We start from the raw sequence: 26,899 nt of genomic DNA, 5'->3' as shown, positions 1-26,899 counted from the left end.
AGGCAGAGGTGAGCCTGCGGCTTTTGAAAAGATAACGACTAATCCCCGCCAACGGTCGCCGCCACCGCTAGCCTTCCGCCGTCTACGGACAGAACCTGCCCGGTGATGAAGCTCGCATCCTCCGCCGTCAGGAAGTGGATGGCTCCCGCCACCTCGCGGGGCTCGCCCCGCCTGCCCATGGGCGTGACCTCGGCGGAGTGGCGGCGCTGCTCGGCGGTGACGACGGCGGTCTCGTCGAACGTGCCCTTGATGCCGGAGACGGCCACCGCATTGGCCCTCCCTCCGTAGGCGGAGAGCGTCATCGCCACCGCCTTGGTGAGCTGCACCACCGCGCCCTGACTGGCGGCGAAGATGGCATCGTCCGCGGTCGCCACCATGGCCTCGTTGGAGACCACGTTGACGATGGCCGCACCCTCCGTATCCCCCGCAACAGCCTCGGCGGCGCTTTCGGCCTGGCGGATGAACTGCCTCGCCACGGCGCGATTGATGAGGAAGGCGGCGCGGACATTACGGTCGATCACCTCGTCGAAATCGGCCTCGGATGTCTCCAGGAAAGGCGCCGCGTAGAAGTAGCTCGCCGTATGCGCGAGGACGTCCACCCGACCGAAGCTGTCCAGCGCCTCCGCCATCACGTTGTGCACGTCGAGCGCCTCGTGGAGGTCGGCAGCGATGAAGGCGACCTCGACACCGCGCGCCTCGATCTCCTGGCGCACCTGCTCGCCGCGCTCGCGGTCGGGGTCGGTGAGGAGGATATTGCTGGAGGTGCGCGCGAAGCGAAGGGCGACCGAGCGCCCGAGGCTCGCGGCGGCGCCGGTGACGATGACGGTACGTTTGGCCAAGAAACCCGCTCCTTCGGTTTGCCGAGGGGGATCAGCCCCCCGGCAGGTTTTTCCAGGCGCATGCTCCAGAAGCGGGACCGGAGCTTACGCCCTTTTCAGGGGGTCTAGCTCGGCTTTCTCCCAGACCCAAGCGTGTGCTGCTGAAGCATGGCCATCTGGTCCTTGATCGCGAGCTTCTGGCGCTTGAGGTCGCTGATACGCTGCTCGTCGAAAGCTGCGTGGTTGCGCTCTTCCGCGAGCTGGGCCTCAAGGGCCTGATGCTTCTGCGATAGGGTGCCGATGCGTGCTTCAATGGACATAGAGGTCTCCTTTTCAGCGGCTCTCCGAGGACCGGAGAACGTGTCTAGTTCAGCACCCGGAGCACGTCGCTGTCACTCCCCCTCGCTGCATGTTTCAGAAGATTTGACTTCGATTAACGCCAGTTTCGGTTCCCTCCTAAACCGCCTGTAGCATTTTCGGTTGAGGGCGCGCGCTTTGGCGCAGCCTGCGCGGCGCGGGATGGCATCGCTCCGGTTTTCCTCTAGGAGCGCTGGATGAGCAAACCCCGCCTTATCGTCGGCGTCTCCGGCGCCTCCGGCATGATCTACGCCCAGCGTCTTCTCCTCGTAGCGAAGGCCGCAGGCTGCGAGACCCACCTGGTGGTCAGCCGCGCCGCGAAGATGACCATGGCCTACGAGCTCAGCGAGGGGATGAGTTTCGAAGGCGCCGACCACACCTACGGCATTCAGGATGTCGGCGCGCCCATCGCCTCGGGCAGCTTCCAGACACTGGGCATGGTGGTGGTCCCCTGCTCGGTCAGGACCCTGTCCGAGATCGCCACGGGGGTCACCTCCACCCTTCTCACCCGCGCCGCCGATGTCTGCCTCAAGGACCGTAGGCGGCTTGTGCTGATGGTCCGCGAGACACCCTTCCACCTCGGCCACCTGCGCTCCATGACCGCCGTGACCGAGATGGGCGGCATCATCGCGCCCCCCCTTCCCGCTTTCTACGCCGAGCCCTCCTCGATTCTGGAGATGGTCGACCAGTCCGTAGGCCGCGTCCTCGACCTCTTCGGTATCGAGGCCCCCGGCGTGAAGCGCTGGGGCGAGGACCTAGAGAAAGGCCGCAGGACATGAGCGCAGCGCCCGTTTCTCTCTGGGCCTACGCGATCGAGGTCTATACAAGGCCCGGGGTGAAGGAGCGCCTTCTGAAGCTCCAGGACCGCTACTATCTCGACGTGAACATCCTCCTCTGGTGCCTATGGTGCGGGCGCTACGGCTTCGGCTTCGAGGCGGACGAGGTCGAGGCGATCTTCGAAGGGGTGCGCGACATGTCCCTTCATGCCGTCAAGCCCCTGCGCAATGTCCGCCGCTTCCTCTCCTCCCCGCGCGAGGGGTTCACCGATGCCGAGTTCTGCGCCCTGCGCGACGAGGTGCTGCGCCTGGAGATCACCGCGGAGGAGATGGTGCTCCGCCGTCTGGGCCAGCTCACCGAAGCCGCTGCCGATCCGAACCCCGAACTCGGCGACATGCAGCTCCGCGCCGAGCGCCTCTTCACCCTGGCGCGAGAGGCCATGGACAGGCCGACCATGATCGCCGATGAGGAAGGCCCGCTGAGCCCCGCTGCGCTGTTCGCCAGCGTCTGCCGACAAGCCGAGGATGAAGGACCATGACCGACGGCGACAGACCCTCCTTCGGCGTCATCGAAGGCGATGCTGGCAAGGCGGAGCCCGTACCCGATCCCGGCGGCGCCAATGACGAGGCGCTGCAGATGAAGATCGCCGAGCTTGAAGAGGAGCACCGCGACCTCGACCAGGCGATCATCAGCATGGAGGAGCGGATGCCCTATGACCGCCTCACCATCGGCCGGATGAAGAAGCGCAAGCTCGTCCTCAAGGACCAGATCGAGGAGCTGCGCGACCGGCTGTTCCCGGACATCATCGCCTAGAACTTCCGGGTGAAGCTTTTGCAGGTTGGCCTCTAAAAGCTCGCCAGCACTGCCCCGAACCTCTATGTTGGCGGAGGTCTCGGGAGGACGGAAGTTTCATGCGCAGTCTCTTGCTTGCCGGTGCGGTGTGTCTGCTCGTCGGCTGTTCGCTTCAGTCTTCGAGAACCGACGACGGCATCGGCGTACCCGGTCTCGATGCGGGCATGTCCGAGGAGGAGCGCAGCGAGTACTTCACCCTGGTGGGCCTCGAGAAACAGCTCCCCCGCGACTTCATCGGCTGCCTCGACGAGAACCGTCTCTGCTACGTCTTCGGAAGTGAGGTCGATGCGGAGCTGCGCTTCGAGCCCCAGAGCGGGCGCTACTGGTTCCTCGATCCCGACAGCGGCAACACCTACTTCTTCAATGGCGATCTGCGCACCGGCGATCCCCTGCTGATGGTTCCGCCGCCCGTTCAGGCCGAGCTTCCGGAGGAAGACGACGAGAGCACCGAGGACCATACGGGCTGACCCCCGTAGCGCTGCAGAAAGGCGCTAGAGTCTTCACCATTTCGGTCTAACTCCCCCTCAGCCGACCCTTTGTCAGGCGGGATGGAGCGGGCCGTTGAGCAAGACCAAGAGCACCGACGATAGCTGCTCGGAGTTCTCCGGTCCTGAGTACGGCGCCATGGCGCACCTCTATCGCGGCGAGATCTACCGCTCCACCATTTGGCGGACGAGGCTCGACGCCACCACCAACTGGTCCGTGGTCAGCCTGGGTCTGGCCCTGACCATCTCTTACCAGTCCTCGGAAGCCTCCGCGCTGCCGCTGTTCCTGGTGGCGCTCCTGATCGGGGTGTTCCTCTACCTCGAAGCCCGCCGCTACCGCTACTTCAACGTCTGGCGCGCGCGGGCGAGGTGGATCGAGATCCACTTCTACGCGCCCATGCTGCGCCGGGGACAAGTGGAGCGATCGGGCTGGATGGACCGGCTGGCCGAGGACTATGAGCGTCCCGAGCACCATATCGAGTTCCGGCGCGCCCTGGGGCGGCGCCTTCGCCGGAACTACCTTTGGATCTTCACCGTCCAGACGGTGGCCCTGTTCGGCAAGGTGCTCGGCGGCGCGGGTGGGAGAATGGGGTTCGAATCCCTCGCCATCGGCCCGTTTCCAGGCTGGATCCTCGCGGCCGTCGATGCCGCCGCTTATTTGGGGCTGATCGCCTTCACCGTCTATATCTGGCGCATGGACAAGCGCCGCTTCGCCGAGAGCCCCAACCCGATTTCGATGGGTTGAGGATTCCTTCTTGGCGCTACCGTCGGCCTGACCGCCCTCCTACTTGAGCGCCGGCTCGACTTCGCTGCGCTTCGCTCGCGTGCATCGTTTCGCTGTCTTGGTGCAGAGTTTCGCCGTGGGCTGTTCCGCTCTTCTACGCCTCCGCCCTTGCCTTCCGCCTGAGAAGCGCATCCATCCGCTCCCTCGCCTTGGCGCGGTGCTCCTCGGTAATGTGGCGGCTGGCGAAGGTCAGGGCGCTGGCGAGGATCGCCGCGTCATCCGCGAGGCCGAACGGCACCACATCTGCCACCCCGTCGAGCGGCGTGATGAAGTAGACCAGCGCCGCCGCCATCGCCGCCCGCACCGGCAGCGGCGTGCCGGGGTCGCGCATCACGTGGTAGGCGACGAGGATGTCCTCGACCACGCTCTCGGCCAGGCGCCCGAGCACCGAGAGGACCTTGCTCGTGAGGTTCTTCTCCACCTCCTCTTCGGCCTGGTGGACCTCCTCCTCGGAGGCGTCGAGGTCCTCCCACTTACCCTTGAAGTAGCGGTAGAGGGCACGGTTGCGGCGGGTGAAGACGCGAAGCATAGCCGCTATGTGGTGCGCGGGGACAAGGTGTCGAGCCGTCTCCTCAGTCCTCGAAGCGCACCGTACTCAGGCGCTTGCGGTTTACGCGGAGCTCGAAGATGTCCGGGCGGCTGTAGTGGCCGACCACGTCGAAGCTGTGCCGCTCGCGCCTGACCTCGGCGTGGTCGATGGTGGCGATCAGGAGCGCCTCCTCATCGTTCACCGGCGGGATCAGGAAGCTGCCGTCTGGCCTCGCGATGCAGCTTCCGCCGCGGGCGAAGAGGCGGTTCTCCGCCGCCAGCTCCTTGGCGCCGGGGAGGTCGAGGTCGATACTCGCCGGGTTGAGGAAACCCGAGACCGAGAGGGCGAAGCTCCGCGCCTCCTTGGCGATCACGGGGGTCAGGTCCTCGGTGTTCTGCGGCCCGCCCGGCCAGGAGGCGACGTGGAGGTTCTCGCCCTGGCCGTAGAGCGCCGCCCGCGCCAAAGGCAGCCAGTTCTCCCAGCAGTTGAGCGCGCCGACCCGGAAGGGGCCGAGATCGTGCACCTTGAGCCCGTGCCCGTCGCCGGCGCCCCAGACCAGGCGCTCCTCATAGGTCGGCTGCACCTTGCGGTGGACCGATCCGATGGTCCCGTCCGGCGCCAAATAGGCCATCGAGGCGTAGAGCGTGTGCCCGCCCCTATCCGCCGCCCGCTCCATGATCCCCGCATAGACCGCGACGCCGAGCTCCTTCGCCGCGTCCTGCAGGGGAGCGAGGTCGCCGCGCGCCGTATCGACGCCCTGGTCCAGATAGTGCGCGTACCACTCCTTCTGCGGGGCGCTTTCGAAGCGGGCGCCGTCGGTCTTGTCGACCCAGAAGGGGTAGCCGGGCAGAAGCCCCTCGCCGAAGCAGACGAGCTTCGCTCCTTCGGAGGCGGCGAGGCGCACCGCCTCCACCATCTTCTCGAGGGTCGGCTCGCGCCGGAGCCAGACCGGCTCGATCTGGGCGAGGGCCACGGTGAGCGCCTCGTGGGGCTTGGGGGCGAGCGGGGTTTCGGGGCGGACGATCCTCATGCCCCCCGCCTCTCCCCCAGGGCCTCTGCGCGTCAAGTCAGAATGGCTGCGCCCCCCCTTACGCTTCCTCCGCCCCCGCCACCTCGCCGGGTACCGCGCCGACCTGCACGATCATCATGCGGCAGGGCTCATCGCCGACGACGCCGGAGCGGTGGCCCTTGCCGCCTCGGCTTCCCTGGTCACCGCCGAAGCTGACCTCGCCTGGGCCCATCTCCACGCGGGTGCCGTCCATGGTCTCGACCCACCAGCGGCCCGACAAAGGCACGATCCACTGGGGCTTGGGGTTCTCGTGCCAGTCGCCGTCGAAGCCCGCGGGCAGCTCGGCGAAGATCACGCGCCCCTCGAAACGGCCGAGCACGTCGTTCCACTGCTCTCCGGAGGAGCCGCCCATGGACTGCTTCTCAAAGCGGGTGAGGCAGCGGCGGACCTGCGTGGTCACGCCGTCCTCGCCGGTGAGGCAGTGCCAGTAGGTGAGCATGGGCGCGTCGGTCATGCGGGGTCCTCCGAGGGGAGGAAACGGGCAGAGGAGGCGATGGTTCGCGGGGCGGGCCACGTGGCCGAGCGGCGCGCAGCACGAAGAGCCGCCCGTGGGCGGCGGTTGAGCGGCAGGGGCTGGAGCGGGCGTTGGTCCTCGCTTCAGTCTAGTGGTTGGTGTGCGGGGACGTCCCGCCCGCTCCCGGCGCTTTTGATGCGAGAGGCCGGTCGGGGGAGGAGGCTCTGGGTCCCTCGCATGCCGATCAGCGCTTCAAGCTCTCGTCGGCAGAAGGAAGCGAGGAAGCTGACGCACCTTGCCGCCGCCCTCCTCCGCCGGGGGTCACCCGGCCCACCTGCCGAAGCACCGCCCCTTCCCCGCACCATGACGACCGGTCCGCCCTGCCTTCGGGAAGAGGAGCGAGAACATGGTAAGCCGGGAGAGAGCCAGGGGGACAACTCACTGCGTGAGGGCATTTTTGGGCGCCGGTTTCCCACTCACTGCGCGGGGGCGGTTTGCCGTAGGGTGGACGGCGGAAGCCGGCCACCTTGCAACCCTTGCCGCCAGGGAAGCGCGGCCGCTTGCCAGCGTCCGCCCTACAAGGAACACGAGCCGTAGGGCGGGTGCGCATCGAAGAGGCCAGCATGGAAGCAAAACGGTCCCCGCACCCTTCGTAGCCGGTTCACCGCAGGTGAAAGAAAGGGTCCGGGGGACCTTTTCTAGGCGGAGAAGGCCACGGCAGTGGCGTGCAACAAGAGCAACCGTCGCAACGCGGCTGCCGGAAAGGTCGGCGCCTCAGACCATCAGTACACAGGTAGCCGCCCTACGGCGCGGAGCGCTCTACTACCCCAGCATCAGTTCCGCACTCAGATCGCTCCAGTGACCGTTGCGTGCCTCGATCAGCTCGACCTTCCAGCGCCTGGGCCAGGTCTTGAGCCGCTTCTCCCGATGGACGGCGGCGCCGATGGTCTCATGCCGCTCGTACCACACGAGCTTCATGCAGCCATATTTCGCTGGAAACCGTGCGCCCGCGCTCATTTTATGCTGCCCCATTCGCGCGGGAAGGTCCGATGACGAACCGGTGTAGATCGCGCCGTTCCTGCGGTTGGCGAGCATGTAGGTAGCAATGAAGTCGAACCGGGCCATGGATAGATGTTCGCGCATTGTTCCAGCAAGCGCAAGCTCGCCGCGCAGCTCACCGCGTGAAAGCATTTGGGACACCACTTCCCCCTTTATCTCACGCCTCTCCTCAAGCGCTCCCCACGGCGCAGCGAAGCGGAGACCGTGGGGTCCATCTCCCTAAACTCCGTTCCCGGACGAGCCGGTAGGAGATGGGCACCACGGTCTTCGCCGTGGTGAGCGTCAAGAGGAGAGCGGTGCTCACTGCGTGAGGGCGTTCTTGGTTTGGTGCATTACGCCAGTGGCTTCATGCACACTACGCTTGCTGATCACACGGAAAAGGATTTTAGAAACCCCCATGAAAGTACAGCCCCTGAGGTGATCGCCATCGTCCAAAGTCGCTTTTGTGTCGTGCTAAAAGCCCAGTACAAAAACGATTTCTTGCGTGCAATCACGGTTGAGGCTGCGCGAATTCGCTCTCTATACACTTGCTTCTGAGCATCAAACACTTCTCGATTCCAAGCTTCTTCGAGAGCGCGCTTCCAAACATATTGGTCACGATCCGACCCCTGTTTAGAAACATAAGCTCTCTCCGCTTGCTGCTTCATATCAAGCAACAAGCTTTCGATTGCCTCGAGAAGCACGTCGAAGTGAGCAGCTCTATATGATGAAAACTCTGCTTCCGGCTTGGAAAGATCGTTAGACACATACTCTGAGAATTCCCCCAATACCTCGCTTGCAGCACTTGCCAGAGCAGTAGCTCTCGCGCCGCTTTGATAGAGGCCTTGATGGGCGTACTCAGCATCAATCTGTCGAAGCTTCTTGCCGTACTGTTCTGAAGCAAGCTTCAGGTATGGCTCAATTGCTCCGGCAGGATGACCCTCACTGACAAGCCAAACACTCATCATAGTCCGTCTTCTCGACCACGAACCCCTCAGCCTGCGCCTCTTTCTCCTTGCCGCCGGCATAGGCCGTGCGCTGAACGGATTGGCTGCGGCAGTAGTAGAGGGACTTCACGCCGCGCTCCCAGGCGGTCCAGTGGAGCATGTGGAGATCCCATTTATCGACGTCGCCGGGGAGGAAGATGTTGATGGACTGGCTCTGGCAGATGAAGGGCGCGCGGTCGGCGGCAAGCTCGATCACCCAGCGCTGGTCGAGCTCGAAGGCGGTCTTGAAGACGTCCTTTTCGTCAGCTGTCAGACCGTCCAGGTGCTGAACACTGCCGCCATGCTCGAGGATCGAGGCCCAGATGTCGTCGTCGTCGAGGCCCTTCTCGGCGAGGAGCTTCTCCAGCGCCTGGTTCTTGACCGCGAAGCTGCCCGACAGGGTTTTGTGGGTGTAGTAGTTGGTAGGGATCGGCTCGACGCAGGCCGAGGTGCCGCCGCAGATGATGGAGATCGAGGCCGTCGGCGCGATCGCCAGCTTGTGGGAGAAGCGCTGCATGATGCCGCGCTCCTCGGCGTCGAGGCAGGGGCCACGCTCATGGGCGAGCTTGACCGAGGCCTGGTCCGCACGCTGACGGATATGCTTGAAGAGGCGCATGTTCCACGACTTGGCCATGGCGCTTTCGAACGGGATATTCTTGTTCTGCAGCATGGAGTGGAAGCCCATGAGGCCCAGCCCCACGGAGCGCTCACGCTGGGCGGAGTACTTGGCCTTGGCCATGTCGGAGGGCGCGCGGTCGATGAAGTCCTGCAGCACATTGTCGAGGAAGCGCATCACGTCCTCGACGAAGAGCTCCTCGTCCTTCCACTCCTCATAGGTCTCGGCGTTCAGCGAGCTCAGGCAGCAGACGGCGGTGCGGTCGTTGCCGAGATGGTCCTCGCCGGTGTGCAGCATGATCTCTGCACAGAGGTTCGAGGTCGACACTTTGAGCCCCAGCTCCTTCTGGTGCTTGGGCATGGCCTTGTTCACCGTGTCGGAGAAGATGAGGTAGGGCTCGCCGGTCTGTAGGCGGATCTCGAGGATCTTCTGCCACAGCTCGCGCGCGTCGACCTTCTTCATCACCTCGCCGGTCTTGGGCGATTTGAGAGCGAAGGAGCGGCCCTCGCGCACGGCGTCCATGAAGTCGTCGGTGATGTTGAGACCGTGATGGAGGTTCAGCGAGCGGCGGTTGAAGTCGCCCGAGGGTTTGCGGATCTCGAGGAACTCCTCGATCTCCGGGTGGTGGATGTCGAGATAGACCGCTGCCGAGCCCCTGCGCAGCGAGCCCTGGCTGATGGCGAGGGTCAGGCTGTCCATGACCCGGATGAAGGGGATGATGCCGGAGGTCTGGCCCGAGCCCTTCACCGTCTCGCCGATGGAGCGCACGCCGCCCCAATAGGTGCCGATGCCGCCGCCATTGGACGCCAGCCACACATTCTCGTTCCAGGTGCCGACAATGCCCTCGAGGCTGTCATCCACCGCGTTGAGGAAGCAGGAGATGGGCAGGCCGCGCTTCGCCCCGCCATTCGACAGCACAGGCGTTGCGGGCATGAACCAGAGCTTGGAGATGTAGTCGTAGAGGCGCTGGGCGTGCTCCGGCCCATCGGCATAGGCGGTGGCGACGCGGGCGAACATGTCCTGGTAGCTCTCACCGGCCAGGAGGTAGCGGTCGTCCATGGTCTTCTTGCCAAAGGCCGTCAGAAGCGCGTCGCGGGAGGGGTCGGTGACCACCTGGGGGACGATCTTGAGCTCGGGCTTCTGCGCCTCGGCCTTCTGGACGGCGGGCTGTAGCAGGGTGGTTTCCGTGGCACTCATGGTCGTTCCCTCTTCTCAATCACGCTTGGGCGGAGCCCGATGGGCTGGTAACCCTGTTCCCGGCACAGACACCATATCTTGGGGTCTGGTTTCATTCAAAGGCTAGGACTAGTTTTCGACATGACTCGCGTGTTCCGGTCAACGAAACAATTTGAGCGTGCGTCAACCTTCCGTTTACTAAAATGCTCACCGCGCTAGGGAGGCGGGCAGATCCTTCGATTCTACCTGACTTCAAAAGGAACAAAGATGAAACAACGAGTTTTCCTGAGTGCCGCGGTAGGTGCCCTGATGCTGACGGCCTGCGGCGGCGGCGAGGCGGAGACGGACGCGCCCGAGCGGGCCGAAACCAGCGCTGCGCAGGGGGAGAGCGCCTCCGCAAGCAGCGTCTCGGTGGAGGCGCCCGAGGCCTTCCAGACCGCGCCTGAGGCGACCGGCGAGAGCGACGCCTATCTCGCTTCCTTCGCCGAGCTGGAGAACACCGAGACCACCGAGACGGGCCTCGTTCTTCAGACTATCGAGGAGGGCACGGGCCGCCAGCCGGACGCCGACGACCTCATCAAGCTACACTTCGTCGCAAGGCGCGCAGGCGACGAAGAGCCCTTCGAGAGCACCTACCGCAACGGCGCGCCTGTCGTGCTGACTGCCGGTCAGACGCTCCCAGGCTGGGCCGAGGCGGTGCAGATGATGAAGGCGGGCGGCAAGGCGAGAGCCGCCATCCCCCCTGCCCTCGCCTTCGGCGCCTTCGGTATGGAGGGCGGCCCGGTGGGCGCGAACGAGGTGGTGGTGTTCGACCTCGACCTTCTCGACGTCATCGACAATGAGGACGAGGAGGCGCTCCAGGCCCTTAAGGCCGATGCGGAAGCGCAGATCGCAGGCTATAGCGAGGAGGCCCAGCGCCAGCAGAACCTCGCCCAAGCCCAGGCGCTGACCATCGCGGCCGTCAACACGGCGAGCTCCCAGAACTATGTCCGCACGCAAGGCGAGCGAGAGGACACCGAGACCACCGAGAGCGGCCTCGTCTACGAAGTGCTGACCGATGGCGGCGAGGATGACGGCGCGAGCCCGGCCATCGGCGACATCGTCCGTGTGCACTATAGGGGCACGCTGCCCGATGGCGAGGAGTTCGACAGCTCCTACTCCCGCGGCGAGCCCACCGAGTTCGAGCTCGGCCGGGTCATCGCCGGATGGAACGAGGGGCTCCAGCTCATGCAGCCGGGCGACAAGTACAAGTTCTACATCCCGGCAAACCTCGCCTACGGCCAACGCGGCGCGGGCGAGCTGATCGGCCCCAACCAGGCGCTGGTCTTCGAAGTGGAGCTTCTGGAGGTGAAGCCCGCCGAGACACTGGAAGAGGGCGAAGAGTAAGCCCGTAGGGCGGCTCGCCTCGGCGTGCCGCCCACCTAGGCAGCTTCGTTGAGGCTTCAGGGTGAGGCTTTGCCCAAGGTTTGCACCAGCCAAGCGATGGGCTCTTGGCTGCTTACGGACTTGTCGAAGACTGGAACCTCGTAGTGATGGGCGCGCGAGCGACCCTTGGAGGCGAGCGAGGTGTAGAAGACGAAAGGGATGCTTAAATCATTGAGGCGGTCGGCGGCAGGAAACACTGTTCCGTCCAGAAGCTCTACGTCGAGAATAGCGCCCTCGGGAAGCTCTGAGGAGAACGCTTGCAGCGCAGCACTAAGGGTACGGAAGGGTCCATGCACGATTGCGCCCATCCGCTCCAGCGATACGATGAGTTCGGCACCGAGCACGGGATCGTCCTCAACAATGGCAATCACGCGCCCCCTTATGCTCACAAACCGCCGTTCCCTTCAGCAGCAACCTCGCCCACAGCGCCGATCAGAGGGAACCGAACGTCGACCGTCAGGCCGTCCTCCGCCCAGTTGCGACTGATCTCTCCTCTCAGGCTGCGGATGAGACTGTCGATGAGACGGGTTCCAAAACCCTGCCTTGACGGTGGCCCGACAACCGCAGGTCCCGCGCGCTCAAGCCAGCGCAGCGCCATGATCGGCGTATCGGCGGCACCGGTCAGCACCTCCCAGTCGATACTCACCCTGCCCTCGGGCACCGACAAAGCACCGTGTTTGGCGGCATTGGTGGCAAGCTCGTGAAGGGTCAGGCTGGCTGCGTTAGCCTCCCCCTCATTGAGCCTGACATGCGGCCCTTGTACGGCGAAGCCGCTTTCGGCTCTGGATACAGCGTAGGGCTCGAGAACGGCCGCCACCAGTGACTCGAGATCGACCCCTTCATCTCGGTTGTAAGCATTGAGGGTAAGCGAATGGGATCGTGCGAGAGCACCGACCCGCGAGCGGATCTTGTCGGCCAGCTCCCCAGCGTCGTCGGTCTCGTTTGCCGATAAGCTTACCAGCGCTGGCACGAGGGCGAAGAGGTTCTGCACCCGGTGGTTCACCTCGCGCAGGGCGAGCTCTACCTGGGCTTTGGCCTGCGCCAGCGCAGCCTCTTGCTCGCGCCGGAGGGAGATGTCCTCATGGGTTCCCGACGCGACGAGCGGCGTGCCCTGATCGTTTCGGTAGGTCACCGCCCCCGTGGTCTTCACCCAGACCCACCGGCCTTCCTTATGCCTTAAACGGATTTCTTCGGAATAGGTCGGAGCGTCCCCGCAAAGGTGAGCGTCGAGCGCCCGTTTAGCCCGCTCCCGATCGCCGGGATGCAGGAGCCGTTCGAACTGATCAAAGGTCTGCTCCAACTCCTCCAGACGGTAGCCGAGCATCCCAGCCCACCGCTCGTTGTAGCGAACTTGGCCTGTTTCGATGGACCACGTCCAGGAGCCGAGCCCAGCGCCCTCCAGCACCGCTTCGAGCTGTGCCTCTTTGATCTCGACAGCCAGGTTGGTCCTCTTGGCATCATCGATGTCGATCACCACGCCAACGACACGGACCGCGGGACCACCGTCCTCGTTGGACATGACCTGTCCCTGAGCACGGCACCAGACATCTGTACCATCGGGCTGCACGATCCGGTACTCGATCTGGTAGTCCTCCACATCCGCCACAGCGCTTTGGAGAGTCGCCTCGACGCGAGGCCGGTCGTCCTCATGGATGCAGTTCAGATAGTCTTCTACCGGCAACCCATCTTCACCGCTGCGCTTGGGATCGAGGCCGTAGAGTTCAGCGATACGGCCGTCCACCCTGACCACATCTTCGGAGACAAGCCAGTCGAACGTACCCACACCTTTAGCAGCCGCCAGGGCGGCGGCCAGGGTCAGGTTCTCGACATCGGTACCGGCTTTTGTCGGCATGCTCGCTGCAGCTACCCCCGTAAGCGGTGCATAGTGGCTCGCAAGACCGAGTCGTTCGGGAAGAGAGCGCTATATTGAGCTTAGCAGGTTCGGTAAGGTCCTGCAAACGCAGCGGAAATTGCCCACAGCACTGTGATATCCAAGCGCGGGGGGCTGCGCTGCGCAATGGATGCTATAGGCTGGGACTATGCGTCTTCTTCTCACCGCCCTACTCCTTGCCGCCTGCGCCGAGAATCCCGCGCCTGAGCCGCCGCGCGAGCCCACCGGGGAGGAGATCGCCCGTGCTCGCGCCTTCCTCGCCGAGGGGCAGAGCGCGCTGCCAGGGGGGTGGACATTCCGCACCATCCCCTTTGGCGAGGATGGGTTCCTGCGGCTCGGCTCCGCCTCTCCCGAGAGCCCTCGCGGCAGCGTTCTGTTCGTGCCCGGCTATACGTCCTCGCCCGAGCTGGCCTCGGACTTCCTGGCGCGCTGGTACGCGCTCGGCTTCGAGGTGGCGTCCGTGGACCTGCCCGGCCAGGGCGGCTCGGTCAGGCGGCAGGATGACTACCAGAAGACCTATACCGGCGACTTCTCCGTGTTCGGAGCGGCAGTGGGCACGGCCGTCGAGGCGTTCGACCGCGCAAGGATGAGCAGCGGTCCCCTGATCCTGGCAGGCGATAGCTTCGGCGGCCACTCCCTTCTCCGCGCCGCTGCCGACGGGGACGCGGAGGAGGCGGACGCCCTCTTCCCCATCGTGCCCGCCGTGCTGCCGACCACCGGGAAAGTGCCGCTGGGTCTGGCCGAGTTCGCCACGGGGCTCGCCGTGCGCTTCGGTCAGGGGGCGGAGTATATGGCGGATAACGGACCCTGGGTGCCCGACCGCTTCGACCCCGCCACTTTCGAGCCGGTCTGCGGCGACCGCGAGGACCGGGCCTTCAAGAACGACGCGCTGATGACCCTCGACCCGGCCTTACGCGTCGGCGGGGTCAGCAATGAGTGGGCCTACGGCATGGTGCGTTCGGGGCGGGACCTCCTGCGCAGCGAAGCGCTCGGTCAGGACGCGCGGCCCATACGGATGGTTCTGGCAGGCAAGGAGGTGGTGGTCCGCAACGACGCCGCCGAGAAGCTCTGCGCCAGGGCTGGGGAAAACTGCGAGGTTACCGTCGTCGAGGAGGCGACGCACTGCGTCTACCTGGAAGAGGACGAGGTGCAGGAGGAGGTCCACCAGGCGCTTCTTCGCCTCTACGAAGAGCTGGTTCGGTAGGCAGTCTCAGTCTCCGCCGCCACCCCCGTCGCTCCAGCCGCCATCGCCGCCGCTATCGCCCGCGCCGGTATCCGTGCCCCCGCCCCTTCCCCGTTGCATATAGGGGGAGATGTAGATCCCGATCAGCACCGCACCGGCATAGAGGGTCTGCCAGGAGACCGGCAGCCCGCCCTGCGCCACCATGAGAAGACCGGTAGCGACCATCAGGGCAAAGACGATGCCGATGAGCAGCCGCGTAGGCCACGGCGTGAGGTTGGGACGCTCGGAGCGGCGCTGAAACAGCGTACGGACAAAGACCCAAAGCGCCACGGCGGGACCGGTCAGCTTCATCCAGTTCGCCCACGTCGTATCGAAGTCGTCGGTGACGAAGGGGATGCGCTCGCTAATCTCTCCCATGGTAAGAAGGGTGAGAAGGAGAGCCAGAATGGTGCCCATGATCGCGCCCGCCAGAAGGCCGAAGACGATACCGAGCATGATCTTGATGGTGAACCAGTGAAGAACGACCAGCGGATGACGGCTCGTGTTCCAGTCCACGGGTGCCCCTTACTCTCCTGCCCTACTGCGATCTAAGCCCGGCTGGCCTGCCGGTGACAAGAGCTGGCTCGTCGCTCTCGGAGCGGGATGGGCAGCCCCCTTTGCAATCAACCCCTTCTCTGACAGGACAGAAACTCGATCTCGAAGAGGAGGACGCGATGAGACAGGACGATGCGCAGGCCGCCGCTGGCCGGACCGTCGACACCTTCCTCATCGGCGGCTCTGCCGGGGCCTTCAACGTGGTCAAGGAGATCGTCCACGCCCTGCCGGAGGACTTCGGGGCAGCGGTCTTCGTCGTGCTGCATACGGGGAGCGCCGACCTGCCCCGCGCCCATGAGATCATCGGCTTCCGCTCTGCGATCAGAACCCGCCTCGCCGAGGACGGCCAGCCGATCGAGAAGGGCACGGTGACCTTCGCCGCCCCCGACCGCCACCTCCTTCTGGGCCGAGGGCACATCCATCTCGCGCGGGGCCCGCGGGAGAACCTGTTCAGGCCAGCCATCGACCCCCTCTTCCGCTCCGCAGCGGTCTATAAGCGCTCGCAAGCCGTGGGCATCGTCCTCACCGGCATGCTGGACGACGGTGCCGCGGGCCTTCGCCAGCTCAGGCGCAGCGGCGGGCTCGCCATCGTTCAGGATCCAAAGGAGGCACCCTTCCCCTCCATGCCGGCCGAGGCCCTCAAAGCGGTAGAAGAGGCGGAGGTCCTGACCGGGGAGAAGATCGCCGCACGGATGATCGAGCTTGCGGGCAGCCCCGCCCCTCAGGAAGGCGAGGTCACCGAGCAGGTCGAACTGGAGCTGATGATCGCGGATCTGGAGGCGAACACCATGGCCAATGCCGAGCGGATGGGCGAGCTCACCCCTTACAACTGCCCGGACTGCAACGGAGTCCTGTGGGAGATCAAGGACGGCCCGGTGGTCCGCTACCGCTGCCACACTGGCCATGCCTACTCACGCCTCGCCCTCAACGAGGCACAGGAAGAGGCGCTGGAGCGCAGCCTCTACGAATCCTTGCGCGCCCACAGAGGCCGGATCAGCGTCATCCGCCGCATGCTGAACGACATGACGAACGATGAGGGCGATGCGAAGAAGCGGCTCGAAGAGCGGGCGAAATCCTATGAAGAGGACGCCCGCGCCATCGAGATGATCATCCGCAAGCGGGCGGATGCGGTTTAGTTTTGCGGATAGGGCACCTAACTCTGGGGGGTAGGGCTATCGCATATAACCAAGCCTTGTCATCTCGGGGCGGCCCAGCCGAGCCCGATATTTAGAATCGAAGCAGTCTGAATCGCTGGTGGCGCGCTTAAAACCTCAAGCCTGACTGATTCTGGATTCCGGACTCGCTCTTCAAGCGCCCCCGGAATGACAATGAGATATTCTGCATGCGATAACCCTTGGGGGGGGGTCGAAGGGCTCAATGTAACGTATCGTCTAGTCTTCGAAGCATGTTCGCACTTTCAAACCGCTTGTATTCGTAGACAGCTTAGTCATGCCGACAGAAAGTCGGAAGCGGCGCATTCGGTCCTACCGCACCTTTGCCAGAGCACTGATCATCTTGGTTGCGGTCTCGAAAGGGGACGTGCTCTCTACAACGCGCGAGAGGACCCAAGCTCCCTCGATCGCTAGCACCATGGCTTCGCCGAGCATCTCGGCCTTGTCTTCGAGTTCATGTCTTCTTGCCGCCTCGGCGACAGCGTTGGACCAGTCCGAAAGAACCGACCGGCAGGCGGCGTGCAGCCTCTGTGACTGCGGCACCGTCGCGAGCAGGACGGACGTGATCGGGCATCCCTCCGCATACCCGGATGTCTCAAACCAGTCCGCGATAGAGCCGGACATGGCAGACACACCCTCCTCGAAGGTCTCCGTATCAGCAAAAGCCTTTTTCACCAGCGCCGTAATGGCCGCCCCCGCCTGAAGCACAACGGCTTCGGCGAGTTCTTCCTTACCCTCTGGGAAGTGGTGGTAGAACGACCCCTTCGGCGCACCGCTTTCCGCCAGAATATCCGACAGCCCTGAGCCATCGTAACCCTTCCGCCCGAAGAGGGTACCCGCGGCTGAGATCATCTTCTGCTTGGCGTCAGATCGTCTTGGCATCGGTCGGCAGGGCTCGCGCTCATCCAGCAAACTCGTGGGGAGCATAGATAGTAGTATGGCGATCGGTCTAGTGATAATACTATGGTGACCGACCGACTATAGATAGGGCACGGAGATCAGAGATTTCATGCAGCAGCTCAACTTCATCAAGGCTCGTACACTGGAGTGGCATGAGGTCGATGCCCCAACGCTCGAAGACGATCACGGCGTGCTCGTCCGCCCCTTGACCGTTGCCACCTGCGACATGGACGGCGTCGCCATCATGGGGTTCGTCCCCCTCAAAGGTCCCACCCCTATTGGTCACGAGGGCGAAGGGGTCATTACCGAGGTCGGATCGGCAGTGACCAAGTGGAAAGTCGGCAACCGGGTCATCATCCCGTGGAAGATCGCCTGCGGATCGTGCAAGTCCTGCGGTCGCCATCATACCGCTCAGTGTCTCTCGGTTCCCCCGGAAGACGCCTATGGCTGGGGGCCCACGAGCCCGAAATGGGGAGGCTTCATCTCGGACACTGTGCTCGTGCCCTGGGCGGACAACATGCTGACGCGGCTGCCGGACGGCGTCGATCCGCATCTCGCCTGCGGCGTCGCCGACAACATCTCCGACGGTTACCGCGCCGTCGCGCCGTTCCTCAAGGAACGCCCCGGCGGGACGGTCCTCGTCACGGGCATGGTCCCTCCTGGCAGTATTGCTCTTTATGCAGCGGGTTTTGCCGTCGCACTCGGATCGGAACGGGTCGTCTACGCCGATAGCGATCCCGGACGCCTCGAGATTGCCGAGGCGCTCGGTGCAGAGGCCATGCAGCTGACCCAGGACACGCTCAAAGCCTACGCGACCGACCAAAAGACCCTATCGGGCGGCTTCGACATCACCGTCGATGGCTGCGGCATGGCAGCCTTCCTGCCTGACTTGATCGCGGCCACCGCACGCGCAGGCGTCTGCGTCTCGACGGCAGGAATCGTCTACCGCGGCAACTCTGTGCCGATGGATGTCTACTCGATGTACCGAAAATCTATGAGCTTCCACACAGGATGGGTGCACACTCACGCCTTCATCGAGGAGCCGCTGGACCTCATCGCATCGGGAGAGTTTGACCCGTCTCCGGTGACGACCAAAATCGTCCCCTGGGCGGACGCCGCCGAAGCCCTGGCCGAACCCTTCACTAAACTGATTATCTCGCGGCCCGCCTGATCCCATACCTTTAGAGGCGCGGTTATCTCGCACCCCCAAAAGCTACAGAGGTCGGCTGTGAAGGCGGCCCATCCTCACACAGACTCAACCCTACCGCCTCGGAGGCTCGCTCACCGTGGAGGGGTCATCGCCTTTGTTCATGGCTTCGAGCTCCTTCTCGGTGAGCTCGTCCTTGCCGCCTGGCTCGTCGGTGCCTGGCTCGATGGGGAGGGTGGTCATCTCCTCCCCGGTGTCGGGCATGTCTTCGGAGCGTAAGGCGTCGCCGGAAGGAACGGGGTCGGCGCCGGGGGTCTGCTCGTCGGTCGGCATGGCCGGGGCGTCCGTGCCTTCGGCCTGCTCCTCGAGCTCTTCATACTCTTCGCTATCGGTCACGTCCTCGGCGCTGCAGGCGGCTGCGAGGGCGAGGACGGACAGGCCGGCTAGAAACTGGCGCATGGATCGGGACTCCCACTATCTGTCCAACGGACACGGGGGAGCCGCAAAGCGTTCGCCTCAAGCGCTAGAGGAAGCGCGTCTCCAGCACCTTGGCCATGGCCGGAACCGGCAGGTCCATGATCTTGGAGGCGTCGAACTTCTCCTCCTCCGTGGCGTCGTGGACGCGCAGGAGAAGGCCCAGAATGTCCGCCGCCGAGAACAGCGCGGCGGCGAAGAGCACGGCGCCCACCTCCGTGAAGCTGCCGCCGATGGCGACGACGCCGATGCTGATCAGCACGATGGGCTTGGCGAGCGACATCCACACGGCCAGCACGGTGGCCAGCGAGAAGCGGCTGTCGTTGAAGAGTTGCCCGAACTCCGGATTGTCCATGGTCTTCTGCCCTAAAACCTCACGATGGCGTGATGTTGCTACAGGAGGGTTAACGAGGCAAGGGAGATCGTTCCCCTAGGGGATGAGCAAACCGACATCCTGCACGGCGAGGAGTGACCATGACCGACCGTATCAAGGCCCTGGAAGAGGCGCTGCGCCAGCGCATCCTCGTTCTCGACGGGGCGGCGGGCACGATGATCCAGCGTCACAAGCTCGATGAGGCCGCCTATCGGGGCGCACGCTTCGCCGATTGGGGCCAGGACGTTCAGGGCAATAACGACCTTCTGAACCTCACCCAGCCGGACATCATCCGCGCCATGCATGCCGAGTATCTCGAGGCGGGCGCCGACATCGTCGAGACCAACACGTTCAGCTCCACCACCATCGCCCAGGCCGATTACGGCATGGAGGCGCTGGCCCGCGAGCTGAGCGTCGAGGGGGCCAGGCTGGCGCGTGAGGCGGCCGACGCGGCGGAGGCCGAGGATGGCCGCACCCGCTTCGTCGCGGGCGCCATCGGCCCGACCAACCGCACGGCGTCGATCAGCCCGGACGTGAACGACCCAGGCGCCCGCAACGTCACCTTCGAGGAGCTGGTGGCGGCCTACAAGGAGAACGCCGAGGGCCTGATCGACGGCGGCGCCGACATCCTCCTGGTGGAGACGATCTTCGACACGCTGAACGCCAAGGCGGCGATCTTCGCCATCCAGGAGGTCTTCGACGAGCGAAGAAACCTCTGGCCCGTCATGCTGTCGGCGACGATCACGGACCAGTCGGGACGGACCCTCAGCGGGCAGACGGCCACGGCCTTCGTCCACTCGGTCTCGCACGCGAAGCCCCTCTCCATCGGCCTCAACTGCGCCCTCGGCCCGGACCTGATGCGCCCTTACGTCGAGGAGATCAGCAACGTCGCCGAGACCTATGTGCACGCCTACCCCAATGCGGGGCTCCCCAACGCCTTCGGCGGCTATGACGAGACGCCCGAGAGCATGACGGTGCATCTCGAGGAGTGGGCGGAGAGCGGCCTCCTCAACATCGTCGGCGGCTGCTGCGGCACCACCCCTGACCACATCCGCGCCTTCGCCGAGGCGGTGAAGGGCAAGGCACCGAGGCAGGTGCCGAGCCGCGAGCGGGCGATGAGGCTGTCCGGCCTCGAGCCCTTCACCCTGACGGGGTAGCTTTCTGCAGAAACCAAGCACTTGCAGCGGACGGTTTCCCACGGTCGCGCAGCGATCCGTGGGACCCATTACCGAACGAAGAATGCAGGAAGCGAACGACCGGAGATGGATCCTATGGACGACGCTTCACGCCGCCATAGGAAACCAGAGGCAAAGGTGACCGTCGCTCTGTTTGACAGCCCCCCTGCGCCCTTCGGGCAGCTACTACCATGGCCTTCTGCGCTTACTTCCGATCCACCGGATCGAAAGTTTTGCCTTCGGCAAACCAGCTACGGAGCCCCTGGCAGGAAGAGGAACCAACGCCCAACCCCCGCCCCCAAGAACGCGAGCGAAGCGCAGCGAAGTCGAGCCGGCGCTCAAGTAGGAGGGCGGTCAGCCCGACGGTAGCGCCACTTAAGTCAAGAATTCAGCACCTTGAGCCGCTCCTCCCAGGCGATGGCGGTCCTGGCCATCTCCTGGAGGCTGTCGTGCTGCGGCTGCCAACCCGGCAGGGTCTCCTTGATACGGGTGTTGTCCGAGATGAGGACCGCTGCGTCCCCGGCCCGGCGGTCCGCGTCGCGGGCGTCGATCTTGCCGCCGGTGACCTCCTCGGCGGCGGCGATGACCTCGCGCACGGTCGAACCCCGGCCGTAGCCGCAGTTCATGGTGGTCTGCCCGCCGTGCTCGAGGACGTGCTTCAGCGTCTCCACATGGGCGGAGGCGAGGTCGCTGACATGGATGTAGTCGCGGATGCAGGTTCCGTCCTTGGTCGGATAGTCCGTACCGAAGACCTCCATGTGGTCCCGCTTGCCGGTGGCGACCTGGCTGGCGATCTTGAGGAGGTGGGTAGCGTTGGGGGTGGACTGACCGACCCTACCCTCGGGATCGGCGCCGGCCACGTTGAAGTAGCGCAGGATGCCCGCCGGCAAACCGTGGGCGAGCCCCGCGTCACGGATCATCATCTCGGTCATCAGCTTGGACTGTCCGTAGGGGGAGAGCGGCGCCTTGACCGCTTCCTCGTCGAGGGCAGCGCCCTCCTCCCCCGGCGCGTAGACCGCTGCCGTGGAGCTGAAGAGGATGGCAGGCGAGCCCGCCGCCACCATCTCCGTCAGAAGGCCGAGCGAGGTCGCCGTGTTCTCGCGGTAGTATTTGAGGGGGTTCTCGACGCTTTCCGGCACCACGATGCGCCCGGCGAAATGGATCACCGCATCGAAGCCTCCCGAGAGCAGCTTCCGCAACAGCGCCGTGTCGGCCACGTCGCCGCGAACGAACTCCGCCTGTGCCGGAATGGCATGCTCGACCCCCGTGGAGAGGTCGTCGAGGATTGTTACATCAAATCCATCATCGAGGAGCGCATGCACCGTATGGCTGCCGATATAGCCCGCGCCGCCGGTGACCAGTATGTGTTTCGTCATCGCCCATGCCTTGTATTGGGAGGTCCTCCACACGGCTTGTATCTTGCTGAAGAATGGTTCAACCTTTTTCACGAGGCCGTGCGAATCGGCCGGGCAGCAGGATCCATGCAAAGGGGTGCAGGATGATGTCGAGTCTCGCGCAGCAGCAGACCTCCGTCGCCGGGAGAAAGCCCCGGCTCACCAAGAACGACCGTCTGGTCCTCACCGCGCTCGAAAGCGCCGAGGCGCCGCTCAAGGCCTATGACCTTCTCGAGCGCCTCAAGGTGCAGGGCATCGGCGCGCCGATGACCGTCTACCGTGCCCTCGACCGTCTGCAGAAGCAGGGCCTGGTGCACAAGCTCGATGGCCTCGGCGCCTTCATGGTGTGCAGCCACGGCCACCCCCATGAGGTCGAGACCTTCATCATCTGCCGCGACTGCGAGAAGGTGGAGGAGATCAAGGACGGTGCCCAGCGCCTTCACGATGTCGCCCACCACGCCAGCGACAATTTCGACTTCAAGGCCGATCTGATTCGCGTCGAAATCCGCGGCACGTGCAAGGACTGCGCGGCGTAAGCGCCGCCGCCCCTATCTCAGCAGAAACTCTCTGATCCAGCGTCCCATGAGGGCGCGGTCGCTGCCGTTCTCCAGGCTTCTGAGGCCCGCCTCGACCCGGTCCGCCGGGATGCGGTCGCGCCTCAGCGTCAGCAGCGCCGCTGCGTAGTCGTGGGTGAACTCGGGATGGGCCTGGAAAGTCAGGACCGGCAGCTCTCGGTGCAGGAGCGCCGCGTTGGGGCAGAAGGGAGAGCCTGCGATCCGCGAGAGCTCGTCCGGCAGGAAGACCACCTGGTCCTGATGGCTGACCGCGCAGGCGAAGCGGTCCGGGCCGCCTCGCCACGGGGTCTCGCCGAGGATCTCATGGGTATGGACGCCGACGCCCCAGCCCATGGCGGACTTCTCCACCCTCGCCCCGAAGGCCTGCGCGATGAGCTGGTGGCCGAAGCAGATACCGACCACGGGCCGCCTCGCCGCGGCCCAGTCCCGCACGGAACTCTCCAGGGGCGGGATGAAGGCGTGGCCCTCATAGGAGCCCTTGGGCGAGCCTGTCACCAGAAGCGCCGCACCCTCTTCGGGTTCGGGCAAGGGGTCGCCGTTCTCGACATCGACATAGACCACCTCGAAGCCGCCGCCCGCCTCCTCCAGCATGGTCTCGAACTGGACGCCGTAGCGAGGCCACGTCCCGCCAAGCTCCTGCGGCGGCGCGCCGGTTTCGGCGATGTAGAGCTTGACCATGCATGTCTCCGGCGGCTTTGAACTTGTCGAGGTCATGCCAAGGAGCCGGGGAGCTGCCAATGAGTGAGCACATCAAGCGCGAAGAAGAGAACGGCGTCCTGCATCTGCGGCTGAACCGGCCCGAGAAGAAGAACGCCATGACCGAGGACATGTACCGAGGGTTGGCGGACGGCCTGAAGGAGGCGGACGGACGAGACGACATCTGCGCCGTGCTTCTCTCGGGCGAGGGCGACAGCTTCACTTCGGGCAACGACCTCTCCGCCTTCGCCTCGGTGCTGACCATGGACCAGGGCACGCGGCCTCCGGTCCTGGACCTCATCGAGGCGGGCCTCAAATCCGAGACACCGCTGATCGCCGCCGTCGAGGGGTGGTGCGTCGGCATCGGCGCCACGATGATGCTGCATACGGACTTTATCTATGCAGGCCGCAGCGCACGCTTCCATATGCCCTTCACCGAGCTCGGCGCGGTGCCGGAGGCGGGCGCGTCCCACCTTCTGACCAGGCGCTTCGGCCGCCAGCGGGCTGCCGAGATGATGATCGCCTCCAAGGTGCTGCCCGCCGAGAAGGCCGAGCGCTGGGGCTTCATCACCGAGGTCGTGGAGGATGGCGACGCTCTGGCCGCTGGCAAGGAGATGGCGGCCCACATCGCGTCCCTGCCGCCCCAATCCGTGCGCGACACGAAAAAACTGATGACGGAAGACCTAGGCAGCATCCTTCCCCATACGGAGCACGAGCTGAAGGTGTTCGCCGGTCGTCTGCGCTCGGAGGAGATGCAGGCGGTGATCGCCAAGAAGATGGCGCGGAAGTCGGGCTGAGGGGTCTCTACCTCTCGTCATCCCGGAAAGCCCTTGGGCTTATCCGGGACCCAGGCACCAATCGTCGCCATAGCTCGATCCACCCAGTCCATGGGTCCCGGCGTTCCGCTGCGCGCCAGCCGGGATGACGGGAAGGTTCCTACTTCAAACCACCCTCCCCTACTGAAACGCGGCAGCCGTCCTATCCAGGGCACGGCGGAAATGCTCCTTCCCCCTCGGGCCGCTCATGGACAGTAGGAGAGCGAGGCCCTCCCTATCCTCTGCCGCCCTGATGCCGGTCAGCAAGAAGCCCTCGTCGTCCAGCCCCCTGGTGATGGCAGCCAGCTCGTCGCTCTCGTTGATCGTCTTGATCTCACGTTCGAGGGCCGCCTTGAGAAGAAGGTCTGTACGCGCCGTGGCCGCCATGCGGGACAGGCCGTCTACGGAGAACTCTTTGAGAACGAGCCGGGGCCTGCCCCCCTCCACCTCGACGCCGATCAGTGAGCGGATTCTCCCCTGCTCCGAGAACAGCTTCTTCTTGCCCCACATCTCCGTACAAAGATACTGCGTGAAGCTGACGGGCAGGACGACCGCGATGCTGCCTCCCGCGCCAGCGAAGGAGGGCTCACCGGCGGCAAGCTCTTGGTGGCAGGACGCAGCCAGCCCCTCGACGCCCGTCGTCAGCTCCCTGGCTAGCTCGGGCAGCAGCGCGGCGGCGTCGACGTCCACCTCATAGGTCGTCACCGCTCCCGCCTCCATGGTGGCGCGGAGGGGGACGGCCAGGGTGCCCTCGCCCGCCGGAAGGATGACCCTGCCGGAGAAGACAGGGATCGCGGCGAGGAGAAGAAGGGGAAGGAACGGCATGATGGGCGACCCTTTCGGTCAGGCACCGCGCCTGCCTGTCACTGCAGCGCGAAGACGGCATTAACGGTGATCGACATGGACTGCTCGCCCGCCTCGATCACCGGGGCTGCATCCGCGGCCATCTCCATCCGCGCCGTGCGGACGATGGGTCTCGGACCGCCATAGCTCTGATGCGCACTGAGCGTGATGACGGGGCCAAGCTCCGCCCCCGCCGCCTCGGCCATGTCGCCGGCCTTGCGCATGGCGTCCTCGACGGCCTTGATGCGGGCCTCATCCTGGAGCTTTCCGGGTTCGGAGAAGCCGAAGGAGAAGCTGTCGAGCCCGTTGGCGCCCGCGCCCACCGCCTGGTCGATCACCTCGCCCGCCGCCTCGACATCGCGCAGGCGGACCATCAGCGTGTTGCTGGCCCGGTAGCCTGCGATCTCGGAGCGGGAGGTACTGCCGATGGTGCGCTTCTGTTCGTAGACGGGGGAGATGCTGAGCTGGCCCGTCTGCCGGTCACGGGCGGCGACGCCAGCGTCTTTGACCGCTTCCAACACCTCGTTCATCTGCTTGGATGCCGCCCGGAACGCCTCCGCCGCGTTCTCCGCCTCGGTGGTGACCGAGAAGCTGAGCTGCACCATGTCCGGCACCGCCGTGACCTCGCCCTCCCCCGTCACGGAGATGGTGCGCGGGAAGGCAGGCTCCTGGGCCGCCGCAAAGGCTGGCAGAAGAAGGAGAGCGAAGGCGGCGCTAGCGGTGTGTCTCATCAGGACTATCTAAGCCCTGATCCATCTGCTCGCCAGCGGCCTTGGCACAGCGGCCCACGGGCACGGCGGGCACGCCCGCCACGGTGCAGAAGGGTTTGACCGGCTCCAGCACCACCGAGCCCGAGGCGATCTTGGCCCCGTCCCCCACCTCGATATTGCCGAGGATCTTCGCGCCCGCGCCCACCAGGACGCCGTTGCCGAGCTTGGGGTGGCGCTCATGCTTCTCCTTGCCGGTACCGCCCAGGGTCACGGAGTGAAGAAGCGAGCAGTTGTCGCCGATGCGCGCGGTCTCGCCGATGACGATGCCGGTGGCGTGGTCGAAGAAGAGCCCCCGCCCGATCTTAGCGGCGGGGTGGATGTCCACCTGGAAGAGCTCCGACATGCGCGACTGGAGGTAGAGGGCCAGCGCCTCGCGCCCCTGGCTCCACAGCCAACAGGCGATCCGCTGGGACTGGATCGCCTGGTAGCCCTTGAAGTGGAGGAAGGGCTGGGACGTCGAGCGGGTGGCGGGGTCGCGGTCGGTATAGGCCTGAAGGTCGGCAAGCGCCGCCGTGACGATGGCGGGCTGATCCTTGTAGGCGTCCTCGGCCACCTCGCGCCACAGCATGGCGTTCATCTCGCCGTCCGAGAGCTTCTGGGCGAGCCGGTAACTGAGCGCCGACTGGAAGTCGCGGTGGTTGAGGATGGTGGCGGAGAGGAAGCTGGCCAGGATCGGCTCGGAGGCGGCATCGGTGGCCGCCTCGACGCGCATGCGCGACCAGATGCTGTCCACCGTCTGAAGGTTCGGCGTCTCGCGAAGGGCGCTGCTGCTTGGCATCACTTAACTCCCGCCGGTCCTGGCTTCCGGCAACTGGTCCAAGATGAGGTTTCGGGGCCGATCAGGCAACTCCCCCATGATCGCGCGGCTAACAGCCGTCAGCACCAGCAGTTGCGTCAGCGCGTCGTCCACCTCGCCGCGATGAATATCCGTCAGAAGCTCGCCAAAGGTTACGCGCTTATACTGGAAAACCTCGTCGGGCTCCGGCGCCGCCTCCCCCTCGGTGAGGTCCCAGGCGAGGAAGAGATGCGCCCGCTCATCGGTGACGGAGTTGGAGAGGTCCGCCTGGCCGTACTCCAGCCAGTGCGCCGCCGTGGCCCCCGTCTCCTCCTTCAGCTCGCGCTTGGCAGACAGCAGGGGGTCCTCCCCCTTAGGCCCGCCCCCCTCGGGCAGCTCCCAGGTGAAGCGTTTGAGCGGAAAGCGGTACTGCCCCACCATGGGCACGGTGCCGTCGGCGAAGAGCGGCAGGACGCCGATGGCCAAGTTCTGAAACCCCACCACCCCGTAGACGCCCGGCGAGCCGTCCGCCCGCAGCACCTCGTGATGGGTCACCTCGACCCAGGGATTCCTGTAGCCCTCGCGGGAGGAGAGGATGGTCCAGGGTCCGCGCTTTTGTTCCATGGCCGGGGGCGCTAGCGGCGATGGTGCAGCGCGGCAAGGGAGAGCCGTAGGGCGGCTCGCGAGAGCGTGCCGCCGTGCAGCGCTCGGACCTGGGAACGGCGGCACGCTTCGCGAGCCGCCCTACGATTTATC

The 26,899-nt window shown here is 65.1% G+C and carries 32 protein-coding genes; 12 read left to right on the top strand and 20 right to left on the bottom strand.

The features are described 5' to 3' along the window. Positions 1-38 precede the first annotated feature (38 nt). Both NOG11_RS13640 and NOG11_RS13635 read right to left on the bottom strand, forming a co-directional pair. On the bottom strand, positions 39-839 hold the full coding sequence (locus NOG11_RS13640; protein ID WP_256620343.1) for an SDR family NAD(P)-dependent oxidoreductase: 801 nt from the start codon (positions 837-839) through the stop codon (positions 39-41). A 104-nt stretch (positions 840-943) separates the two neighbouring features. Beyond that, entirely contained in the window at positions 944-1,138 is a 195-nt protein-coding gene (locus NOG11_RS13635; RefSeq protein WP_256620342.1) for a YdcH family protein, read from the bottom strand. 234 nt (positions 1,139-1,372) lie between these two features. Between NOG11_RS13635 and NOG11_RS13630 the strand changes: the two genes are divergently transcribed. From NOG11_RS13630 to NOG11_RS13610, 5 genes are all read left to right on the top strand, one after another. After that, entirely contained in the window at positions 1,373-1,954 is a 582-nt protein-coding gene (locus NOG11_RS13630; protein WP_256620341.1) for a UbiX family flavin prenyltransferase, read from the top strand. Beyond that, a complete protein-coding gene (locus NOG11_RS13625) occupies positions 1,951-2,490 on the top strand; it encodes a TIGR02444 family protein (protein WP_256620340.1) in 540 nt (179 codons plus the stop codon). The genes NOG11_RS13630 and NOG11_RS13625 overlap by 4 nt, the downstream gene beginning before the upstream one ends. A 98-nt stretch (positions 2,491-2,588) precedes the next feature. Continuing rightward, positions 2,589-2,765: a YdcH family protein gene (locus NOG11_RS15230; protein ID WP_370468298.1), complete on the top strand. Its 177-nt coding sequence runs from the start codon at positions 2,589-2,591 to the stop codon at positions 2,763-2,765. A gap of 98 nt (positions 2,766-2,863) precedes the next feature. Next, positions 2,864-3,271 (top strand): hypothetical protein, encoded by a 408-nt coding sequence (locus NOG11_RS13615; protein ID WP_256620338.1) that lies wholly within the window; start codon positions 2,864-2,866, stop codon positions 3,269-3,271. A gap of 94 nt (positions 3,272-3,365) precedes the next feature. After that, the gene (locus NOG11_RS13610; protein ID WP_256620337.1) at positions 3,366-4,034 is read left to right on the top strand and encodes a DUF2270 domain-containing protein; all 669 of its coding nucleotides are present in this window, start codon (positions 3,366-3,368) and stop codon (positions 4,032-4,034) included. A 133-nt stretch (positions 4,035-4,167) separates the two neighbouring features. Here NOG11_RS13610 and NOG11_RS13605 read toward each other — a convergent pair whose 3' ends face one another. The 6 genes from NOG11_RS13605 to NOG11_RS13580 all read right to left on the bottom strand — a co-directional run bounded on the left by NOG11_RS13605 (position 4,168) and on the right by NOG11_RS13580 (position 9,962). Then, the gene (locus NOG11_RS13605) at positions 4,168-4,602 is read right to left on the bottom strand and encodes a YkvA family protein (RefSeq protein ID WP_256620335.1); all 435 of its coding nucleotides are present in this window, start codon (positions 4,600-4,602) and stop codon (positions 4,168-4,170) included. A 43-nt stretch (positions 4,603-4,645) separates the two neighbouring features. Beyond that, complete coding sequence (locus NOG11_RS13600; protein ID WP_256620334.1) at positions 4,646-5,632, bottom strand: carbon-nitrogen hydrolase family protein; 987 nt, start codon at positions 5,630-5,632, stop codon at positions 4,646-4,648. A 58-nt stretch (positions 5,633-5,690) separates the two neighbouring features. Further along, positions 5,691-6,125, bottom strand: a complete 435-nt coding sequence (locus NOG11_RS13595; protein ID WP_256620333.1) for a cupin domain-containing protein — start codon at positions 6,123-6,125, stop codon at positions 5,691-5,693. 822 nt (positions 6,126-6,947) lie between these two features. Continuing rightward, positions 6,948-7,316, bottom strand: a complete 369-nt coding sequence (locus tag NOG11_RS13590; protein WP_256620372.1) for a GIY-YIG nuclease family protein — start codon at positions 7,314-7,316, stop codon at positions 6,948-6,950. Between the two features lie 236 nt (positions 7,317-7,552). Next, entirely contained in the window at positions 7,553-8,131 is a 579-nt protein-coding gene (locus tag NOG11_RS13585) for a hypothetical protein (protein WP_256620332.1), read from the bottom strand. Beyond that, positions 8,106-9,962, bottom strand: coding sequence for a ribonucleoside-diphosphate reductase subunit alpha (locus NOG11_RS13580; RefSeq protein WP_256620331.1), 1,857 nt, complete (start codon positions 9,960-9,962; stop codon positions 8,106-8,108). The genes NOG11_RS13585 and NOG11_RS13580 overlap by 26 nt, the downstream gene beginning before the upstream one ends. 246 nt (positions 9,963-10,208) lie before the next feature. Between NOG11_RS13580 and bamJ the strand changes: the two genes are divergently transcribed. Then, on the top strand, positions 10,209-11,327 hold the full coding sequence (gene bamJ / locus NOG11_RS15225; RefSeq protein WP_370468296.1) for a BamJ family beta-barrel-assembly machinery protein: 1,119 nt from the start codon (positions 10,209-10,211) through the stop codon (positions 11,325-11,327). A 56-nt stretch (positions 11,328-11,383) separates the two neighbouring features. On the opposite strand, the gene NOG11_RS13565 is transcribed toward bamJ, so the two are convergent. Together NOG11_RS13565 and NOG11_RS13560 are read right to left on the bottom strand one after the other, a co-directional pair. Further along, positions 11,384-11,737 (bottom strand): response regulator, encoded by a 354-nt coding sequence (locus NOG11_RS13565; RefSeq protein WP_256620330.1) that lies wholly within the window; start codon positions 11,735-11,737, stop codon positions 11,384-11,386. A 14-nt stretch (positions 11,738-11,751) separates the two neighbouring features. After that, on the bottom strand, positions 11,752-13,218 hold the full coding sequence (locus NOG11_RS13560; RefSeq protein ID WP_256620329.1) for a sensor histidine kinase: 1,467 nt from the start codon (positions 13,216-13,218) through the stop codon (positions 11,752-11,754). Positions 13,219-13,405: 187 nt separating this feature from the next. On the opposite strand from NOG11_RS13560, the gene NOG11_RS13555 reads away from it, so the two are divergent. Beyond that, entirely contained in the window at positions 13,406-14,461 is a 1,056-nt protein-coding gene (locus tag NOG11_RS13555) for an alpha/beta hydrolase (protein ID WP_256620328.1), read from the top strand. 6 nt (positions 14,462-14,467) lie between these two features. Here the strand turns inward: NOG11_RS13555 and NOG11_RS13550 are convergent, their stop codons facing one another. After that, a complete protein-coding gene (locus tag NOG11_RS13550; RefSeq protein WP_256620326.1) occupies positions 14,468-14,995 on the bottom strand; it encodes a hypothetical protein in 528 nt (175 codons plus the stop codon). A gap of 158 nt (positions 14,996-15,153) precedes the next feature. On the opposite strand from NOG11_RS13550, the gene NOG11_RS13545 reads away from it, so the two are divergent. After that, entirely contained in the window at positions 15,154-16,170 is a 1,017-nt protein-coding gene (locus tag NOG11_RS13545) for a chemotaxis protein CheB (protein ID WP_256620325.1), read from the top strand. A 348-nt stretch (positions 16,171-16,518) separates the two neighbouring features. Here the strand turns inward: NOG11_RS13545 and NOG11_RS13540 are convergent, their stop codons facing one another. Continuing rightward, entirely contained in the window at positions 16,519-17,118 is a 600-nt protein-coding gene (locus tag NOG11_RS13540) for a TetR/AcrR family transcriptional regulator (protein ID WP_256620324.1), read from the bottom strand. A 97-nt stretch (positions 17,119-17,215) separates the two neighbouring features. Between NOG11_RS13540 and NOG11_RS13535 the strand changes: the two genes are divergently transcribed. Then, positions 17,216-18,277, top strand: coding sequence for a zinc-dependent alcohol dehydrogenase (locus tag NOG11_RS13535; RefSeq protein WP_256620323.1), 1,062 nt, complete (start codon positions 17,216-17,218; stop codon positions 18,275-18,277). 90 nt (positions 18,278-18,367) lie between these two features. Here NOG11_RS13535 and NOG11_RS13530 read toward each other — a convergent pair whose 3' ends face one another. Together NOG11_RS13530 and NOG11_RS13525 are read right to left on the bottom strand one after the other, a co-directional pair. Further along, on the bottom strand, positions 18,368-18,712 hold the full coding sequence (locus tag NOG11_RS13530; protein ID WP_256620322.1) for a hypothetical protein: 345 nt from the start codon (positions 18,710-18,712) through the stop codon (positions 18,368-18,370). A 64-nt stretch (positions 18,713-18,776) separates the two neighbouring features. Beyond that, the gene (locus NOG11_RS13525; RefSeq protein WP_256620320.1) at positions 18,777-19,082 is read right to left on the bottom strand and encodes a hypothetical protein; all 306 of its coding nucleotides are present in this window, start codon (positions 19,080-19,082) and stop codon (positions 18,777-18,779) included. Positions 19,083-19,201: 119 nt separating this feature from the next. Between NOG11_RS13525 and NOG11_RS13520 the strand changes: the two genes are divergently transcribed. Beyond that, positions 19,202-20,257 carry a homocysteine S-methyltransferase family protein gene (locus tag NOG11_RS13520; protein ID WP_256620319.1) on the top strand — a complete coding sequence of 352 codons (1,056 nt, stop codon included), beginning with the start codon at positions 19,202-19,204 and terminating at the stop codon, positions 20,255-20,257. 398 nt (positions 20,258-20,655) lie between these two features. On the opposite strand, the gene galE is transcribed toward NOG11_RS13520, so the two are convergent. After that, positions 20,656-21,651, bottom strand: a complete 996-nt coding sequence (gene galE / locus NOG11_RS13515; protein WP_256620317.1) for a UDP-glucose 4-epimerase GalE — start codon at positions 21,649-21,651, stop codon at positions 20,656-20,658. Positions 21,652-21,773: 122 nt separating this feature from the next. On the opposite strand from galE, the gene NOG11_RS13510 reads away from it, so the two are divergent. Then, positions 21,774-22,205, top strand: a complete 432-nt coding sequence (locus tag NOG11_RS13510; protein WP_256620316.1) for a Fur family transcriptional regulator — start codon at positions 21,774-21,776, stop codon at positions 22,203-22,205. A 12-nt stretch (positions 22,206-22,217) separates the two neighbouring features. On the opposite strand, the gene NOG11_RS13505 is transcribed toward NOG11_RS13510, so the two are convergent. Further along, positions 22,218-22,922 carry a type 1 glutamine amidotransferase gene (locus NOG11_RS13505; RefSeq protein WP_256620315.1) on the bottom strand — a complete coding sequence of 235 codons (705 nt, stop codon included), beginning with the start codon at positions 22,920-22,922 and terminating at the stop codon, positions 22,218-22,220. A 59-nt stretch (positions 22,923-22,981) separates the two neighbouring features. Between NOG11_RS13505 and NOG11_RS13500 the strand changes: the two genes are divergently transcribed. Then, positions 22,982-23,737 (top strand): enoyl-CoA hydratase/isomerase family protein, encoded by a 756-nt coding sequence (locus NOG11_RS13500; protein ID WP_256620314.1) that lies wholly within the window; start codon positions 22,982-22,984, stop codon positions 23,735-23,737. Between the two features lie 159 nt (positions 23,738-23,896). On the opposite strand, the gene NOG11_RS13495 is transcribed toward NOG11_RS13500, so the two are convergent. From NOG11_RS13495 to NOG11_RS13480, 4 genes are read right to left on the bottom strand one after another with little or no spacing between them, the layout of a single operon-like run. Next, on the bottom strand, positions 23,897-24,580 hold the full coding sequence (locus tag NOG11_RS13495) for a hypothetical protein (protein ID WP_256620313.1): 684 nt from the start codon (positions 24,578-24,580) through the stop codon (positions 23,897-23,899). Between the two features lie 38 nt (positions 24,581-24,618). Continuing rightward, the gene (locus tag NOG11_RS13490) at positions 24,619-25,329 is read right to left on the bottom strand and encodes an SIMPL domain-containing protein (RefSeq protein WP_256620312.1); all 711 of its coding nucleotides are present in this window, start codon (positions 25,327-25,329) and stop codon (positions 24,619-24,621) included. Beyond that, entirely contained in the window at positions 25,313-26,146 is an 834-nt protein-coding gene (gene cysE / locus NOG11_RS13485) for a serine O-acetyltransferase (RefSeq protein WP_256620311.1), read from the bottom strand. Before cysE ends, NOG11_RS13490 begins: the two co-directional genes overlap by 17 nt. A 3-nt stretch (positions 26,147-26,149) precedes the next feature. After that, positions 26,150-26,767, bottom strand: a complete 618-nt coding sequence (locus NOG11_RS13480) for an NUDIX domain-containing protein (protein ID WP_256620310.1) — start codon at positions 26,765-26,767, stop codon at positions 26,150-26,152. Between the last annotated feature and the right edge of the window lie 132 nt (positions 26,768-26,899).

Source organism: Parvularcula maris, from assembly GCF_024505085.1.
Classification (GTDB): Bacteria; Pseudomonadota; Alphaproteobacteria; order Caulobacterales; family Parvularculaceae; genus Parvularcula; species Parvularcula maris.
This window is presented reverse-complemented; position numbering and strand designations above follow the sequence as displayed.